This window comes from Nocardia sp. NPDC050175 (genome assembly GCF_044459885.1).
Classification (GTDB): Bacteria; Actinomycetota; Actinomycetes; order Mycobacteriales; family Mycobacteriaceae; genus Nocardia.
In genome coordinates this window covers 313,461-329,979 of sequence record NZ_JBITJI010000005.1, presented here as the reverse complement: position 1 = coordinate 329,979, position 16,519 = coordinate 313,461, and the positions used below count along the sequence as shown (strand labels likewise).

General features: G+C 68.0%; 16 protein-coding genes and 1 riboswitch. Of the genes, 8 read left to right on the top strand and 8 right to left on the bottom strand.

All coding sequences use genetic code 11. The features are described from left to right. Positions 1 to 2 precede the first annotated feature (2 nt). Positions 3 to 683: a DUF3515 domain-containing protein gene (locus ACIBK2_RS19320; RefSeq protein WP_396968893.1), complete on the bottom strand. Its 681-nt coding sequence runs from the start codon at positions 681 to 683 to the stop codon at positions 3 to 5. A gap of 177 nt (positions 684 to 860) precedes the next feature. On the opposite strand from ACIBK2_RS19320, the gene ACIBK2_RS19315 reads away from it, so the two are divergent. Genes ACIBK2_RS19315 through ACIBK2_RS19300 form a run of 4 tightly spaced genes read left to right on the top strand, consistent with a single transcriptional unit; the run spans position 861 to position 3,782 of the window. Beyond that, positions 861 to 1,832, top strand: a complete 972-nt coding sequence (locus ACIBK2_RS19315) for a thiamine-phosphate kinase (RefSeq protein WP_396968892.1) — start codon at positions 861 to 863, stop codon at positions 1,830 to 1,832. 11 nt (positions 1,833 to 1,843) lie between these two features. Then, positions 1,844 to 2,527, top strand: a complete 684-nt coding sequence (locus ACIBK2_RS19310; protein ID WP_357378196.1) for a uracil-DNA glycosylase — start codon at positions 1,844 to 1,846, stop codon at positions 2,525 to 2,527. Positions 2,528 to 2,581: 54 nt separating this feature from the next. Beyond that, entirely contained in the window at positions 2,582 to 2,860 is a 279-nt protein-coding gene (locus tag ACIBK2_RS19305) for a hypothetical protein (RefSeq protein WP_357378197.1), read from the top strand. 58 nt (positions 2,861 to 2,918) lie between these two features. After that, positions 2,919 to 3,782, top strand: a complete 864-nt coding sequence (locus tag ACIBK2_RS19300) for an alpha/beta fold hydrolase (RefSeq protein ID WP_396968891.1) — start codon at positions 2,919 to 2,921, stop codon at positions 3,780 to 3,782. A gap of 1 nt (position 3,783) precedes the next feature. On the opposite strand, the gene ACIBK2_RS19295 is transcribed toward ACIBK2_RS19300, so the two are convergent. The 3 genes from ACIBK2_RS19295 to rpmB all read right to left on the bottom strand — a co-directional run bounded on the left by ACIBK2_RS19295 (position 3,784) and on the right by rpmB (position 5,394). After that, positions 3,784 to 4,563 carry an enoyl-CoA hydratase/isomerase family protein gene (locus tag ACIBK2_RS19295; protein WP_396968890.1) on the bottom strand — a complete coding sequence of 260 codons (780 nt, stop codon included), beginning with the start codon at positions 4,561 to 4,563 and terminating at the stop codon, positions 3,784 to 3,786. A 46-nt stretch (positions 4,564 to 4,609) separates the two neighbouring features. Then, the gene (locus ACIBK2_RS19290) at positions 4,610 to 5,116 is read right to left on the bottom strand and encodes a GNAT family N-acetyltransferase (RefSeq protein WP_396968889.1); all 507 of its coding nucleotides are present in this window, start codon (positions 5,114 to 5,116) and stop codon (positions 4,610 to 4,612) included. Between the two features lie 86 nt (positions 5,117 to 5,202). Further along, a complete protein-coding gene (rpmB, locus tag ACIBK2_RS19285; RefSeq protein ID WP_011210730.1) occupies positions 5,203 to 5,394 on the bottom strand; it encodes a 50S ribosomal protein L28 in 192 nt (63 codons plus the stop codon). Positions 5,395 to 5,690: 296 nt separating this feature from the next. On the opposite strand from rpmB, the gene ACIBK2_RS19280 reads away from it, so the two are divergent. Beyond that, positions 5,691 to 7,340, top strand: coding sequence for a DAK2 domain-containing protein (locus ACIBK2_RS19280; protein ID WP_396969224.1), 1,650 nt, complete (start codon positions 5,691 to 5,693; stop codon positions 7,338 to 7,340). Beyond that, on the top strand, positions 7,341 to 9,626 hold the full coding sequence (gene recG / locus ACIBK2_RS19275) for an ATP-dependent DNA helicase RecG (protein ID WP_396968888.1): 2,286 nt from the start codon (positions 7,341 to 7,343) through the stop codon (positions 9,624 to 9,626). Positions 9,627 to 9,656: 30 nt separating this feature from the next. Here the strand turns inward: recG and ACIBK2_RS19270 are convergent, their stop codons facing one another. The 3 genes from ACIBK2_RS19270 to ACIBK2_RS19260 all read right to left on the bottom strand — a co-directional run bounded on the left by ACIBK2_RS19270 (position 9,657) and on the right by ACIBK2_RS19260 (position 11,891). Then, positions 9,657 to 10,061: a nuclear transport factor 2 family protein gene (locus ACIBK2_RS19270; RefSeq protein ID WP_396968887.1), complete on the bottom strand. Its 405-nt coding sequence runs from the start codon at positions 10,059 to 10,061 to the stop codon at positions 9,657 to 9,659. A gap of 64 nt (positions 10,062 to 10,125) precedes the next feature. Next, a complete protein-coding gene (locus ACIBK2_RS19265) occupies positions 10,126 to 11,547 on the bottom strand; it encodes a short-chain fatty acyl-CoA regulator family protein (protein WP_396968886.1) in 1,422 nt (473 codons plus the stop codon). A 170-nt stretch (positions 11,548 to 11,717) separates the two neighbouring features. Then, positions 11,718 to 11,891: a DUF1737 domain-containing protein gene (locus tag ACIBK2_RS19260; RefSeq protein WP_396968885.1), complete on the bottom strand. Its 174-nt coding sequence runs from the start codon at positions 11,889 to 11,891 to the stop codon at positions 11,718 to 11,720. 136 nt (positions 11,892 to 12,027) lie between these two features. Between ACIBK2_RS19260 and ACIBK2_RS19255 the strand changes: the two genes are divergently transcribed. Next, positions 12,028 to 12,405: a nuclear transport factor 2 family protein gene (locus ACIBK2_RS19255; RefSeq protein WP_396968884.1), complete on the top strand. Its 378-nt coding sequence runs from the start codon at positions 12,028 to 12,030 to the stop codon at positions 12,403 to 12,405. 339 nt (positions 12,406 to 12,744) lie between these two features. Here the strand turns inward: ACIBK2_RS19255 and metE are convergent, their stop codons facing one another. After that, complete coding sequence (gene metE / locus ACIBK2_RS19250) at positions 12,745 to 15,012, bottom strand: 5-methyltetrahydropteroyltriglutamate--homocysteine S-methyltransferase (RefSeq protein WP_396968883.1); 2,268 nt, start codon at positions 15,010 to 15,012, stop codon at positions 12,745 to 12,747. Between the two features lie 151 nt (positions 15,013 to 15,163). Continuing rightward, positions 15,164 to 15,371: riboswitch (cobalamin riboswitch) on the bottom strand. Positions 15,372 to 15,628: 257 nt separating this feature from the next. Here metE and ACIBK2_RS19245 point away from each other — a divergent pair. After that, entirely contained in the window at positions 15,629 to 16,501 is an 873-nt protein-coding gene (locus ACIBK2_RS19245) for a glycosyltransferase (RefSeq protein WP_396968882.1), read from the top strand. The last annotated feature ends 18 nt before the right edge of the window (positions 16,502 to 16,519 follow it).

The window sequence follows — 16,519 nt, the reverse complement described above, 5'->3', positions numbered from 1 at the left end:
CCTCAGTTGGGGAGCGGGCCAGGGTCGAGTGGGGTCGCGGGGAGGTTGGCGGTGATGGTGTCGGAGACCGCTTGCAGTGGGGTGGGGCCGGAGCCGTCGGGGACGGTCAGGGCGATGTAGGTCTCGCGGTCGACGGCGAACCAGGTGCTTGCTTTGGCGGCTTGGTCGCGGGCCTCGAACCACTGGACGCCGTTCACGATCTGCAATGCAGAGGCGCGATTGAATTCGAGCGGGCGGTCCAGGCCGCAGCGCAACACGATCGGGTCGCCGCCGTCGGTGTGCTGCCAGGCGCGGGTGGCCGGTGGGGAGGGTTCGACGAGGGTGGATTTGGTGTAGTCGCCGAGTTCGGTCGGCAGGGCGGGCAGCAAGTTGGTGCAGGCGGCGCCGGTCGCGGCGGGGGCAGGGACCGGGCCGAGGACCAGCGGTTCGCGGTCGACGGGGGCGTTGCGAGCGAAGATCGCGATCCCCAGCACGACGACGACCAGCGCGACCGGTAATGCGACTGCGGTGGCGATGAGTGCCGGGGAGTGCTGGCGCGTGCTCGCGGTCGAGTCGGTGCTGCTCGCCGCAGTGTCCGAGGTAGCGGATTCGGTGTCCGACGGACCGTCTGCGAGCGTGGTGCTCTCGGCGACTTGTCCGGCCGTGTCCTTCGCCGAATCGTGGTCCGACGATTCCGCCGCCATGCTCACCGATCCTTCCTGTTGCGCTGACCGGGCGGTCGGCGGCCGTGCGAAGGCGCGGCGATGCCGTGACCGGCCCGGTAGCAGTCGATTGCCCTGAAAAGGGTACCTTCGGGTCGATTCCAGCCGTCAGCGCGTCTGAAAGGACCGGTCATCAGCGAGCACACGGGACCAAGGACGGTGCGTGAACTGGGCGAGTTCGCGTTGATCGAGCGGATCAACCGCGGCCGGGTCCAAGCGCCGAGCGTGCTGCTCGGGCCCGGCGACGACGCCGCCCTGGTCGCCGCGCCGGACGGCCGGTTCGTGGTCACCACCGACATGCTCGTGCAGGACCGGCATTTCCGCCTCGACTGGTCGAGCCCCGAGGACATCGGCCGCAAGGCGATCGCGCAGAACGCGGCCGACGTGGTGGCGATGGGCGCGTGTCCGAGCGCGTTCGTAGTGGCGCTCGGCTGCCCGGCCGACACCGCGCTCGACGTGATCGATGGCCTGACCGACGGAATGTGGGCCGAGGCGACCCGCGCGGGCGCCTCCATCGCGGGCGGCGATCTGGTTCGCAGCCGCGAGCTCGTCATCTCGGTCACCGCGTTCGGCAATCTGCGTGGCCGGGCGCCCATCACGAGAGCCGGTGCGCGCGTGGGGGACACGGTCGCCGTCGCGGGCCGCCTCGGTTGGTCGGCCGCGGGCCTCGCGATCCTGACAGCGGGCATCGAATCTGCCGACTTCACCGAAGCGCTTGCCGCGCACCGTGTCCCGCAGCCGCCCTACTCGGCAGTGCTGAATGCGCAGCCGGAAACGGGCCTGAATGCACTGACCGATGTGTCCGACGGGCTACTGGCGGATCTCGGCCATATCGCCGAATTATCCGGTGTCGCTATTGATCTGGATTTGTCCGCATTGCACGACCGAGCACTCGCCGATATCGCCGCCCGCATGGATGCCGATGCGGCGCAATGGATTCTGACCGGCGGCGAGGATCACGCATTCGTCGGCACCTGGTCGGCCGAAGGTGACCTGCCCGCCGGATGGGTGCCGATCGGCCGCGTGCGCGCCGGTCACGGCGTCACGGTCGACGGCGCGGCGCGGTCGGGCAGCGCCGGCTGGGAATCATTCGGTGGGGCGGACTCGGCGGTCGCGAGCGAACCACGATAAGTTGTGCGGTCATGGGCGCGAAACCACTGTCGGAAATTGTGGATCCGGGATGGGCGAAGGCACTCGAGTCGGTGGCGGAACGCATTTCCGCCATGGGCGAGTTCCTGCGCGAAGAGAACGCGGCGGGCCGCGGCTATCTACCGGCCGGTGAGAACGTGCTACGCGCCTTCCAGCGCCCCTTCGACGCGGTGCGCGTGCTGGTCGTCGGCCAGGACCCCTATCCGACTCCCGGCCATGCGATGGGCCTGAGTTTCTCTGTCGCGCCGGATGTTTCACCGGTCCCGCGCAGCCTGGCGAACATCTTCGCCGAATACACCAAGGATCTCGGCCACCCGACGCCGTCCTGCGGCGACCTGAGCCCCTGGTCCGATCAGGGCGTGCTGATGCTCAACAGGGTGCTCACCGTGGCGCCCGGCCAGCCCGCCTCCCATCGCGGCAAGGGCTGGGAAGCGGTGACCGAACAGGCCATTCGCGCGCTGGTCGCGCGGGACGAGCCGCTGGTCGCGATCCTCTGGGGCCGCGACGCGGCCACCCTCAAGCCGACCCTGGTCGAGGCCGAGATCCCCTACATCGAGTCCGCGCATCCGTCGCCGCTGTCGGCCTCGCGCGGCTTCTTCGGTTCGCGCCCGTTCTCCCGAGTGAACGAACTGCTCGACGAACTGGGTGCCGAACCCGTTGACTGGCGCCTGCCCTGAGCCGGCGTCTGTGTGTGAGTTACCTAGATTGATTGTCGAGTGAGGAGCTTTTCCATGCCCAACACCACCGTTCGCGGCGTTCTGCGCGGCACCACCGCCACCCTGGCCCTCTGCGCCGCTCTCGCGGGTGGCGCCGCCACCGCGAATGCCTCGGGGCTGCCGCTGGAGCCTGCCACGGAGACCACGTCGGCACCGGCCGCCGATACCTCGTCGACACAGATCGGCGAGGAGTTCACCTCCAACGGCTCCTCCACCATTTCCTCCTCGGTCAACGCCAAGGTGGCCTGCCTGCTGCAGCGCACCCTCAGCGCCTCCGGCAAGTGGGACTGCTGAACCAACCGTTCGGGAGGCTCGCCGCGAACCGTAACCGGTTCTATGCGATGCTCGGTTCGTGAGTAATGCGAACAATCTTCTCGAGCCCGCGCCATTTCGGCTGCGCGGCTCGGGTGGGCTCGAGCTGGCCGCCGACCAGTTCGGCCCGGCCGACGGTCCGCTCGTCGTCTTCCTGCACGGCGGCGGGCAGACCAGGCACTCGTGGAAACAGACCGGCGCGAAACTCGGCGCCGCGGGCATGCGCGTGGTCACGCTGGACGCGCGCGGACACGGCGACAGCGCGTGGTCCGAAGACGGCGACTACCGCCGCGACACCATGGTGCGCGACCTACTGCTCGCGCTCGAACAGCTCGGTGCGCCCGCCGTCGTGGTCGGGGCGAGCATGGGCGGCATCACCGGCCTGCTCGCCACCGCAACGCCCGGCGGCGAGGCGATCAGCGCGCTGGTGCTCGTCGACATCGTGACCAGGCCCGAGAAGGCCGGTGTCGCGCGGGTGATCGACTTCCTCGGCAAGCACCGCGACGGCTTCGACAGCCTGGAGCAGGTGGCAGACGCGGTCGCCGAGTACCTGCCGCATCGGCCGCGCCCGAAGAACACCGACGGTCTGCTGCGCAACCTGCGCGAGCGCGACGGCCGCTGGTACTGGCACTGGGACCCGGACATGCTGTCCGGCCGGGTCGAGGACGCGTCGGAGATGACCGACCAGCTGGAAGCCGCCGCGCGCAAGCTGACGATTCCGGTGATGCTGGTGCGCGGCCTGCAGTCGGACGTGGTGAGTGCCGAAGGCGCCGCGGCGTTTCAGGAGTTGGTGCCGCAGCTGCAGCTGGTCGAGATCGGCGGCGCGGCGCACACCGCGGCCGGTGACGACAACGACTCGTTCACCGACGCGGTCGCCAAGTTCGTCTTGCAGACCAAACAGTGAGTTACGCGTAGTTCGGCTTGCGCTTCTCGACGAACGCGTCGACGCCCTCGCGGCCGGTCGCGTTGTTGGCCGCCGCGGCGATCGCGTCGCGTTCGCGATCCAGCTGATCGCCGAGAGCCGACGAAGAAGACTGTGCGAGAAGGGTTTTGATGCTCGCGTAGGTGGAACGTGGTCCGGCGGCGAGGGTTCGGGCCAGGTTCAGTGCCTCGGCCTGCACCTCGTCGTCGGCGACCAGCCTGCTGAGGATGCCGAGCCGGACCGCCTCGTCGGCGTCCAGAACCGCGTCGGTGAGCAGGATTTCGCGAGCCCGGCCGAGTCCGACGATGCGCGGCAGCGTCCAGGACATGCCGCCGTCGGGGCTGAGGCCGATGCCGGGGTAGGCCGGGCGCAGCTTGGTGCTCGGCCCGCCGAGTGCGATGTCGGCGGCGCAGACCAGGCTCATTCCGGCACCCGCCGCCCAGCCCTGGACGCCGACGACTACCGGGATCGTGGTCGCGTCGAGCGCGCGCACGAAGTGGTGCAGATCCGTTGCCAGGCCGTAGATGTGGGCCGCCCGATCGGCCGCTGCCGCGAAGCCGCGCACATTGCCGCCCGCGCAGAAGTTCGCGCCGGTGCCGGTCAGCAGCACCGCGCCGACCTCGGAGCCGAGCGAGCGCAGGGCAGCGGTGCCCGCGACGATCCCGCCGAAGTCCATGGACGTGCCGTTCGCGGCGGTCGCGATGGTGATCTGCAGAACGCCGTCGACGGAAGTCACGTACCCGGCTTGCTCGGTGGAGGTCATGTTCAGCACCCTAGCGTGTGGATATGTACGGTCCGGACGCCCGGTTTCATTCCACGGTTCCGGGCCCGCGCACCATTTTGACCTCGATCGACGGCGAGAAGGCTTCGACTCTGCTCGTGTCGTCCAGTGCGAAACCGTGTTTGCGGTAGAAGGCCAGTGCGCGCGGATTCTGCTCGAATACCCACAGCGAGTACGTCTCTGACGGGTCGAGTGCGGCTCGCAGCAGATCGTGCGCGACGCCTGTGCCGTACCAAGGCGAACGAACGTACAGCGCGTACAGCTGGTGCGAAGGTATCGGCGGATCGTCGAGGGTCTCGCCCGCGCTGGCGAAGCCGATCACTTGCGCACCGACCAGCGCGACCCAGGTGCGTCCGGGGTACTTGACCCGGTTGCGCTCCCATTGCTCGGCTCGCCGGTCGACGTCGAAGGCGTCCAGCACGTGCGCGGGCACCAGGTCGCGGTAGGCCTCGCGCCAGCAGGCGATGTGGCATTCGGCGAGCGGGTAGGCGTGCTCGGCGGCAAGTGGGGTGATGCGCCAGTCGGGCTCGGTCATACCCACCTATCGATGACGACGCCCCGGACCACCCGTGAAGGGTGCCGGGGCGTGCGTCGGTTCTCGTACTAGGTCAGCCGTGGCAATCAGCCGCGGACGACCTTGCCCGCCTTGAGGCAGGAGGTGCACACGTTCATGCGACGGGTGTTACCCGGCGCAACCTGGGCGCGAACGGTCTGGATGTTCGGGTTCCAGCGACGGTTGGTGCGCCGGTGCGAGTGCGAGACCGACTTCCCGAAGCCGGGGCCCTTGGCGCAGACGTCGCAGACGGCAGCCATAGTCGCGAACTCCTTCATGTCATGTGGAGGACCGTCGCCCGCGGGCGGCATGTCCGGAAACAATGTTTGACGTACCCCTGCCGATGTACATCGGCCAGCGCAAACCGGCAACGGCCACGCGAAGGCAACCCTGCAAGGGTAGCGGGACCGCCCCGGATCCACCAAACCGGGTGGGCTGCGGACCTGGCTGGCACGCGCGGTGGGTGCAAACAGTATGTCGGTTGCGCCCGCTAACCTTGCGGGCGGTGCAGGTGGCGACGATTAAAGGGGTGACGGTGCCCGGAGTGCGGGATGTGATGGACGGCACGGCGTTGCTGCGCTGGGGCCGAGCCTGCCTCGACGGTTTGGAAAACCGGCGCGAGGAGATCAACGCACTCAATGTCTTCCCTATCCCGGACGCCGATACCGGCACCAACCTGCTCGCCACGATGCGCGCTGCGATGGACGCCGCGGCGGCGCGCGGTCCGGTGGACGCACTGTCGGCGCACGACGTCGCCGCCGCGATGGCGCGCGGCGCGACCATCGGCGCGCGCGGCAACTCCGGCATCATCCTGTCGCAGGTCCTGCGCGGTATCGCCGAGGCGGTCCGGAGCGAACCGCTCACCGCCACCACCTTGCGCGATGCCTTGAACCGCGCCTCGGTCCTGGTTCGCGAGGCATTGAGCGAGCCGATCGAAGGCACCATCCTTACTGTCCTTGACTGCGCGGCCGCCAGCGCGGCGTCGTGCCAGGACACCTCGCTCGCCGAGGTGGCGTTGGCGGCGGCCGACGGTGCCGCCAAGGCGCTCGGTGACACACCGTCCCAGCTCGGCGTGCTGCGCGCGGCCGGAGTGGTCGACGCGGGTGCGCGCGGGTTGGTGGTGCTGCTGGACAGCCTCGTCTCGATCACCTTCGGGGAGATCCCCGCTCGCCCGGAGTACACCCCGCGTGAACCCGTCATCGTGCGATCCGTCGAGGACAACCGCGAAACCGGTTCGGCGGAACCGCAATACGAGGTGATGTACCTGCTCGCCGACACCGACCAGGACCGGATGGCGCAGCTGCGCGCCCGCCTCACCGAGCTCGGCGACTCCGTGGTGGTCGTCGGCGACGGCGACTCTTTCTGGTCTGCCCACGTGCACTGCGCGGATGCGGGCGCCGCCGTCGAAGCCGGGCTGGCCGCCGGAAAGCTCAGCGGTATCCGCATCGAGAGCTTCGGGCTGACCGGACGCGAGACGCCGCACGACATGACCTCCGGCCACCTCGTCACCCACACCACCATGGACTCCGCGAAGGAAGTCGACGGACCCGCCGACCGCGGAATCCTGGCGGTAGCCGCCGGTGACGGTGCGGCCGAACTGTTCGAGGACGCCGGAGCGGTGGTGCTCGCCGGTGACGGCGCGGTGACCGCCGCCGACCTGCTCGCCGCGATCCGAGCCATGCCCAACCGTGAGGTACTCGTCCTGCCCAACGGCGCGTTACCCGCGCACGACCTGGTCGCGGTCGGTGTCGCCGCTCGTGACGCGCACCGCGACGTGCTCCTGCTGCCGAGCGGATCCATGGTGCAGGGCCTCGCGGCGCTGGCCGTGCACGATCGCGGCCGGATCGCCGTCGACGACGCCTTCGCCATGTCGGAGGCCGCCGCGACCACCCGGTGGGGGTCGCTGCGCGCCGCACCGGAACGGGCGCTCACCATGGTCGGCACCTGTGAAGCGGGCGACGGGCTGGGCCTGGTCGGCCAGGATGTCGTAGTGATCGACCATGATGTGCGGGCGGCCGGACTGACGCTGCTGGACCGGATGCTCGCGTTCGGCGGCGAGCTGGTCACCCTGCTGATGGGTGCGGCGGCGCCGGACGGCCTGGCCGGCGAACTAGCGGCACACATCGGCGAAAGCTTTCCCGGCGTGGAGGTCACCGTGTATTCCGGTGGGCAGCACGGGGATCTGGTGCAGATCGGAGTGGAGTAGATGGCGACCCTGAGTGATCGGCTCGACCATATTCTCGGCGTGAAGGCGGCGGGCTCGCTGGTCGACGCGTTCGACATGCACACGGTGGAGGACCTGCTCCGGCACTATCCGCTGCGCTACGCGACGCAGGGACAGCCGCTCACCGAGGAAGAGCCGGAAGACGGCACGCACATCACCGTGATCGGCCGGATCACCAAGGCCGAGCTGCGGCCGATGCGCAACCGGCGTGGTTCGCTGCTGAAGGTGGTGCTGGACACCGGATCCGGCACCGGCCGCGGCGTCGACGTCACCTTCTTCAACGGTGACAAGGTGAAATACGTTGTCCGGGAAGGTCTTCGGGCGATGATGTCGGGCACCGTCAACTACTGGCGGCCCGGTCAATGGAACCTGAGCCATCCGGGCTATCTGATCCTGCCCGAGAACGACGACGACGAGTCGGTCGTCGCGGTGCAGACCGTGCGCGGCGGCGGTGACCTGCGCGGGCTGGCGCAGAGCGCGAAAGGCGCTGAGGGCGTGGACACCTCGTTCATGGAGCGGGAGTTCATTCCGGTGTATCCGGCCACCGCGAAGGTGCAGAGCTGGGACGTGCTCGCCTGCGTGCGGCAGGTGCTCGATCAGCTGGACCCGATCGACGATCCGCTGCCGGACGCGATCAGGGACGACCGTTCGCTGATGAAGATCTCCGACGCGCTGCGCCTGATCCACCTGCCCGAGCACAAGGCCGACATCGAACAGGCGCAGCAGCGTTTGCGTTTCGACGAGGCGCTGGCGCTGCAACTGGTGCTGGCCGAACGCCGCCACGAGGTGTCCGGCCGGGCCGCGCGCCCGTGTCCGCCGCGACCGGACGGCATCGCCGCCGAGTTCGAGAAGCGGTTGCCGTTCGAGCTGACCGCGGGTCAGCAGCAGGTGATCTCGGAAATCTCCGCCGATATGTCGCGCAGCCATCCGATGCATCGCTTGCTGCAGGGCGAGGTCGGCTCGGGCAAGACGATCGTCGCGCTGCAGGCGATGCTGCAGATCGTCGACGCCGGTCAGCAGTGCGCATTGCTCGCGCCGACGGAAGTTCTTGCCGCCCAGCACTATCGGTCGCTGCGCGGGATGCTCGGCGATCTCGGCAACGCCGGTGAACTCGGCGCGGGCGAGAACGCGACCAAGGTGGTGCTGGTCACCGGTTCGATGTCGACCGCGACCAAGAAGGCCGCGCTGCTGGCGGCGATGACCGGCGAGGCGGGCATCGTGATCGGCACGCACGCGCTGATCCAGGACAACGTCGAGTTCTTCGACCTCGGCATGGTCGTCGTCGACGAGCAGCACCGCTTCGGCGTCGAGCAGCGGGATGCGTTGCGCGCCAAGGCGAAAGCGGGCACCAGCCCGCATCTGCTGGTGATGACCGCCACGCCGATCCCGCGCACCATCGCCATGACCACCCTCGGCGACCTGGAGACCTCGACACTCACCGAATTGCCAAGGGGGCGTTCGCCGATCACGTCTAAAGTTGTTCCGCGCAGGCAACATCCGAACTGGGTGGACCGTGCGTGGGAGCGCATCGTGGAGGAGGTCAAGGCCGGTCGGCAGGCCTACGTGGTGTGCTCGCGCATCGGTGACGACGAGGAGGCCTCCGGTAAGTCCGGCAAAGGCAAGGCGAAGGCGGCCGAGCCCGAAAAGGAAGGCCCGACAACGCAGGCCGCGCTGGACGTCTTCGAGATGCTGAGTACCGGCCCGCTGTCCGAACTGCGTGTCGGCCTGCTGCACGGCCGACTGCCCGCGGACGAAAAAGACCAGGTGATGCGCGCTTTCAACGACGGCGCCGTCGACGTGCTCGTCTGCACGACCGTCGTCGAGGTCGGCGTGGACGTGCCGAACGCGACCGTCATGGTGATCGTCGATGCGGACCGCTTCGGCGTCAGCCAGCTGCATCAGCTACGCGGCCGCATCGGCCGCGGCAAGCATCCCGGCCTGTGCCTGCTGGTCACCGATTCCGCCCCCAACGGTTCGGCGATGGCTCGATTGGACGCGGTCGCCGCCACCACCGACGGCTTCGAACTCGCCGTGCTCGACCTGCGCACCCGCCGCGAGGGCGACGTGCTCGGTGCCGCCCAGTCCGGCACCGCCCGCTCGCTGAAGCTGCTGTCGCTGCTCGATGATCTCGAAGTCATCACCGCCGCACAGGAACTCGCTCGCGAGGTGGTCGAGGCCGATCCAGGTTTGCGGAAGCATCCCGGTCTGGCGAGCATGATGCACGCCGCGGTCGACTCCGAGCGCCTGGAGTACCTGGCCAAGTCGTAACCGGCTGACCGGCAACCGAATCGGGGCACATCATCCGGTCGAGACGGCGGTGATATGGGTGAGTGAGCACCGCCAGCCCTGCTCGGTCTCGACGAAGATGTCCGTCGTCCACTCGTCGGCGTCGAACCGCTTGCCTTGGAAGCGCGCGGTATTGGTGGCCCGCACGGTCAGCACCGCGACGTTGCCCCGGTATTCGATCGTGGCGGCGCTGACCCGCTGCATCGCCGAATGGCTGAGCACACCGGACTTGACCAGTGCGAGAAACCGCGCGGCCGGCGTGATCCCGTTTTCGGAGACCATGATCCAGTCGTCGGTCATGTAGGCGGCGATCCGGGCCGCGTCGTTGGTGACGATGGCGGCCATCCACTCGTCGAGCAGCGCTACGAGGCGATCCTCGATCGTGTGGTCCGTGCTGGGACGATGTGTCGTTTCCATGATTCGCACGGTAAACCGGACATCGGGGCCGAGGCTTGGACGAATGGAATACGTGCGTCGTGGATCAGCGCCCGATGCGCGGATAAGGCAGGTCGGTGCTGGTGTTCTCGGTGACCGCGAGCGGACTGCCGATGTGCGGGAAGGCGCGCTGCGGGCAGGACGGCCGCTCACAGACCTTGCAGCCCGCGCCGATCTGTACCGCTGTCGTCGGGTCGTCGAGCTGGAGTCCGGCCGAATACACCAGCCGGTCCGCGTATTCGATGTCGCAGCCGAGCCCGATCGCGAAATTCTTTGTCGCGGTGCCGAATCCGTGCGGCGCGGTCATCGCGGTGCGCGCGATCCACAGGTAGCGGCGCCCGTCGGGCATCTCCGCGATCTGCGGCAGGATCCGGCCGGGATGCGCGAACGCCTCGTGCACCACCCACAGCGGGCAGCTGCCGCCGACCCGGGAGAAGTGAAAGGCGGTGGCGGACTGGCGTTTCGAGATATTGCCCGCGCGGTCGGTGCGGACGAAGAAGAACGGCACCCCGCGCTGACCCTGCCGCTGCAACGTGCTCAGCCGGTGGCAGATGGTTTCGAAGCCGACCTCGAAGCGCAGGCCGAGCAGGTCGATGTCGTAGTGCAATTCCTCGGCCGAGCGTAGGAAACGTCCATACGGCAGCACCAGTGCGCCGGCGAAGTAGTTGGCCAGCCCGATCCGCGCGAGCGTGCGGGATTCGCCGGTGAGCGAGGGTGTTTCGGCGAGCACCCCGTCCAGCTCGGTCCCGTACAGCAGGAACGCCAGGGTGGTCGCGATCTGAAAGGCGCGCTGTCCCGGTCGAAGTCGCCTGGCCAGGGTCAGCGTGCGGCTCTCGGGATCGTATTGCCGCTTCGGGATGGCCGGGTCCGCGCCGTCGCCGCGGACCAGCACGGTGACCCCGGCGCGCTCCTCGGCCACCCTGGCGAGCTGGCGGTCCAGCGAGCCGATGGTCAGGCCGGACTGCTCGAACAGCTGCTCGGCGGCGATATCGAGCTGCGGGATGTGATTGTGGTGGTCGTAGAAGAAGTCCCGCACGTCCTCGTAGGGCATGGGCATGCCCGGCGCGCCGGTCGGCGCGGACACCCGGGCGGAGAGCAGGTCGAGCTGGTCGGTGGCGGCGCGCAGGCGGCGGTGCATCGCGACGACGATCCTGGCGACCTCGGGCTGCCTGGTCGCCAGCTCCTCCACCTCGGTCAGCGGCGCGGTGTGCCCGCCCGCGGCGTCGATCAGCACCTCGTGCAGGTCGGACACGAGGCGCGCGTCCGAGTCCGCGGCGAAGAACTGGACGTCGAGGTCGAAGGTGGAGTTCAGTTTCAGCAGTACCGGGATGGTGAGCGGCCGCTGATCACGTTCCAGCTGGTTGAGATAGCTGGGTGACAGATCAAGCGACTTGGCCAGCGCCGCCTGGGTGAGTCTGCGTTCCTCGCGCAACCGCCGAAGCCGCGCGCCCGCATACATCTTCCGCACGGAAAGATCGTAGTCCCGGGCCTTCGCAATCATCGCATTTCCGGACTTCTTTTGCCTGGAAATATGCCGCTGCAAGGTATTTTGCGCGATATCCCGGCTGCGTAGCGTGCGAAGGACGGTCGCGGCCCAACTCAGGCGGGCGTAGCGAAGAAACACATCGTACGTGCCTGCTAATCGTCGTCCCGGATCACCGCCTGTGCCGCGATCACGGTGGTGCCGTTGAAGGTAACCGCAGGGGAGCCGTGCAGTCGGTAGCCCTGCGCGAGCAGCTCGCTGATCCGTTCGCAGAACGAGGCGTCGTCGACGCCGGTGATCAAGCGGTAACGCAGTGGTTGGTCGTTCATGCCGCCAGCCTAGGGTGCGTGGCCGACAGCGCCGGAAGGGCAAAAAGCTTCCGAACCGAGCAATTGCTTGGTTCAATCGAGAGGGCGTTGCGCACAACGCGGTTCGCCCGCCCGGCAGCAGAAAGTGAGCCCGCCCATGCCGACTCCCGACGAACTCGTCCGCGATATGTGCCGCAGCTGGTCCGACCCGGATCCGGACCGGATCGCGTCCTTCTTCGCGGAAAACGCTGTCTACCACAACATTCCGCTCGAACCGGTGGTCGGCCGCACGGCCATCCGCGACTTCATCGCCGGCTTCCTGACCACCTTCGGGGCCATCGACTTCGACATCCACCACCAGATCACCTCCGGCAACCTGGTCATGAACGAACGCACCGACACCCTCCACAGCGCGGACAAGACCATTCCACTCCCGGTCACCGGCGTCTTCGAGGTAGCCGACAACACCATCCTCGCCTGGCGCGACTACTTCGACATGGGCGTCATCAACCGCGCGTTCAACCTGGAAGGCTGACCGTCCCCGGGAAATTCGTGGCAACTGGTCGGAACCGAACCGCGAGCGCACGCGTCGAAGGTGGATAGGGGCGATTCATGGAGTGGTTTCACTAGGTGCAAGGAGGGGTTGGGATGGATCGTTGTCCCGGGTGTCATACCGCGTGGCGAAGAGGGATGAGCTCCAGGTCACGGCAGCAACCGGTCAAGCGAACCGAGGAGCCGTGCGAGCGATACACGTCACGGCGGCGCCGGGTCTCCCGACCCGAGCCCGAGGCGGGCTGAGGGCGAAGGTGATTGAGCTCGGCGCCTCCGCCTGGATCAGGCGGAGGCGCCGAGCGTCAGCGAACAGCCGAGACGGTCAGCGTACGGCGGTCGCGGCGGCGACCATGTTGCGCAGCGACGCCTCCACCTCGACCTGGCCGCGGGTCTTCAGCCCGCAGTCCGGGTTGACCCACAGCCGTTCGGCGGGAACGGCTTTCAGTGCCGCGCGCAAGGAGGTGGTGATCTCCTCCACGCTGGGCACCCGGGGCGAGTGGATGTCGTAGACACCCGGCCCGACGCCGAGGTCGAAGCCCGCCGCGTTGAGGTCGTCGAGCACCTCCATCCGCGAGCGCGCCGCCTCGATCGAGGTCACGTCGGCGTCCAGGCCGGCGATCGCGTCGATCACCTCGCCGAACTCCGAGTAGCACAGGTGGGTGTGCACCTGGGTGGCGTCCGAAACACCGGAGGTGGCCAGGCGGAACGACTGCACCGACCAGTCGAGGTAGGCCTGCTGGTCGGTCTTGCGCAGCGGAAGCAGCTCGCGCAGCGCGGGCTCGTCGACCTGGATGACGCGGATGCCCGCGGCCTGCAGATCCACCGTCTCGTCCCGGATCGCCAGCGCGACCTGCCGCGCCGAGTCGCCGAGCGGCTGGTCGTCGCGCACGAACGACCAGGCCAGGATGGTGACCGGCCCGGTGAGCATGCCCTTGACCGGCTTCGCGGTGAGCGACTGGGCGTAGCTGATCCAGTCGACGGTCATCGGCGTCGGCCGCTTGACATCGCCGAACAGGATCGGCGGCCGCACGCAGCGGGAACCGTAGGACTGCACCCAGCCCAGCTCGGTGGCGGCGAAGCCGTCGAGCTGCTCGGCGAAGTACTGCACCATGTCGTTGCGCTCCGGCTCGCCGTGCACCAGCACGTCGAGGCCCAACTTCTCCTGCAGCGCAATGACATCGGCGACCTCGGCGCGCATCCGGCGGATGTATTCCGCCTCGTCGATCTCGCCCTTGTTGAACGCGGACCTGGCCAACCGGATCGCCGAGGTCTGCGGGTACGAGCCGATCGTGGTGGTCGGCAGCGGCGGCAGTTGCAGCTGCTCCTGCTGCAGCACGCGACGCTCTTCGGCGGGTGCGCGCCGGATCGCGTCCGGGCCGAGCTCGGCCAGCCTGGCCCGCACCTGCGGGTCGTGCAGCCGGGTGTCGGCCTGCCGCGCCGCCAATGCCGCACGGGTGTCGGCCAATTCGGTGCTGATCGCCTCGGTGCCCTCGGTCAGCGCCGTCGCCAGCAGCCGAACCTCGGCCACCTTCTCGGTGCCGAACGCCAGCCACGACCGCAGCCGCTCGTCCAGCTTGGTCTCCGCGGCCAGCGTGTATGGCACGTGCAGCAGCGAGCAGGAGGTCGAAACCGCCACCGAGGCAGCCGAACCCAGCAGGGTGCCCAGCGTGGCGAGCACGGCGTCGAGATCCGCGCGCCAGACGTTGCGTCCGTCGACCACACCGGCCACCAGCAGCTTGCTCGCCAGTGCCGGGATACCGGCCACGTCGGAAACGCTGGTGCCGGCGGTGAAGTCGAGCGCGACGCCCTCGATGTCGGTGCCTGCCAGCGCGTTCAGCGCCGCGTCGGCGTGCCCGAAGTAGGTCGCCACCAGGATCGCGGGTCGCTCGGCCGAAGCGGTCAGCTCGGTGTAAGTGCTTCGCACCAGCTCGATTTCGGCCTCGGTGAGGTCGGTGACCAGCGCGGGCTCATCGATCTGCACCCAGCCGACGCCCGCCTCGGCCAGCAGCCGGAGCAGTTCGGAGTACAGCGGGACGAGTTCGGCGAGCCGGTCCAGGGCCGCACCACCGGTGGCCTTGGCCAGCTTCAGGAAGGTGATCGGACCGACCACCACCGGACGGGCGGGCGCGCCGAGCGCGAGCGCCTCGCGCACCTCGTCGAGCAGCTTGTCCGGGTTCAGCGAAAACGCGGTGTCCTGGTCGATTTCCGGCACCAGGTAGTGGTAGTTGGTGTCGAACCACTTGGTCATCTCCAGCGGTTCGACGGTTTCGTTGCCGCGCGCGGCGGCGAAGTAGCGGTCCAGCGGATCGGCGATCCCGGCCACCCGCGGCGGCAGCGCGCCGAGCAGGACGGCGGTGTCGAGTACCTGGTCGTAGTACGAGAAGGTGCCCACCGGGATCGAATCCAGGCCTGCCGCCTGTAGTTCGGCGAGTTGGGCGTGGCGCAGGTCGCGTGCGACGGTGTGCAGCTGATCGGCGTCGATCTTGCCTGCCCAGTAGGCCTCGGTGGCCCGCTTGAGCTCACGCCGCGGTCCGACCCTAGGTAGCCCGAGAACCGTTGCGGTGAACGGTGTCTGATTTACAACAGTCACGTTGTCTCTCCAGTGCTGGTGTCGTAGGCCCTCGCCATGCGGGCTGCGCGGCTACCGGGTGACACGTCAGGAGATTTCGACAACAGAGCCCGACACATCAAGTACTGGTAGACCGCGCGCCCAGATCCACGAGGCGGTGGCCGTCGGATACGGCGTATCCGACACGGCTGGCAGGTCTTCGGACTCACAGGCACCGGCCTGGTCGGCCGACCTACTGGCCGTCGCTTCCCGGGTGTTGTGCGCCCAGTGCTTGTGACGGCGTTCGTTCCTGCTTACCGCTGCGGGACAGTCCCGGATTCCCACCGGGTTCCCTCTCGCCCGTCCGCCCTTTCGAGGCGGCCGAACTCGGCTCCGCAACGCGACGACGGGGCTCCATCTCGTACGCGCGCGGTGAACCAGCTGCACCCACCAGCATAGGGCGCTTGGCGAGAGCGCGGTGCGGCCGGGCGGTGCGGCGGTCGCTCTCGATCGTCAGGCCCGCGTTGTCTGGTCATCTGTCCAAGTCTGTGAGGAACCCCACGGAAATCGGGTGTAGCCCAGCTTTCCGGAATATGTCTAAAGTTGTCACCCTCTGGGGAGAACTTCGGCGCGGGGGTCGATACCAGGAGTGCTTGTGGTGACTGAACGATCGGTATCGATCGTCATTCCAACATATGTAGCGACGGCCGAGGGTCGTGATCTGCTCGATATACAGCTGGACGCCTTGGCGCGTCAAGACTATCCGGGGGAATTCGACGTTGTCATAGCCGACAACGGCTCACCGGTCGACGTGCGCGTCCATATCGAAAACCATCAGGTCCGGGATCGGCTGAAGCTCCAGTACGTAGACGCGTCAGGCCGGTCGGGTGCCGCATTTGCCCGAAATGTCGGAGCCGGTAGTGCCACGGGCGAGGTGTTACTGTTCTGTGATCATGACGACCGCGCGTACCCGAGCTGGATCAGCCGCATGGTCGAGTTCCTGGATGAGGGCTACGACCTGACTTGTTCTGCGATCGAGGGCGATTCGCTCAACGCGGACCACCCGCGCCTGGTCGCCAACATCCCGGCACCGGACCAATTCCAGCCGCTCGGCGTTTATGCTCCTGTGATCATCGGCACGAGCATGGCGTGCCGCGCGGAGGTCTATCGGAAGCTCGGCGGACAGGACGTCAGCTATGCCGCCAACGAGGATCTCGAATTCGGCTGGCGGGCCCACCGGGAGGGATACCGACTCGGCTATCTGGCCGAGGCGCTGGTCGCCTATCGGTACCGACGCGGTTTCCGGCCCGGCTATCGACAGGGCCGTAGCAGAGGCCTCGGCCTTGCGCGACTGAACGGCGAATTCCCGAAGAATGGTTTACCCGAGATTCATCTGCCCGAAGTTTTGTTACGGATGATCCGCTTGCCCTTTACTCGCGGATTAGTCGCCGAAGAACGCGGATTGATGATCGGCCTCGCGGTCGGTCAGTTCCGCGGTGGGTTCCGGCATCACACGATGCACTGGATCTGACGATGTGACGTCGCGGTG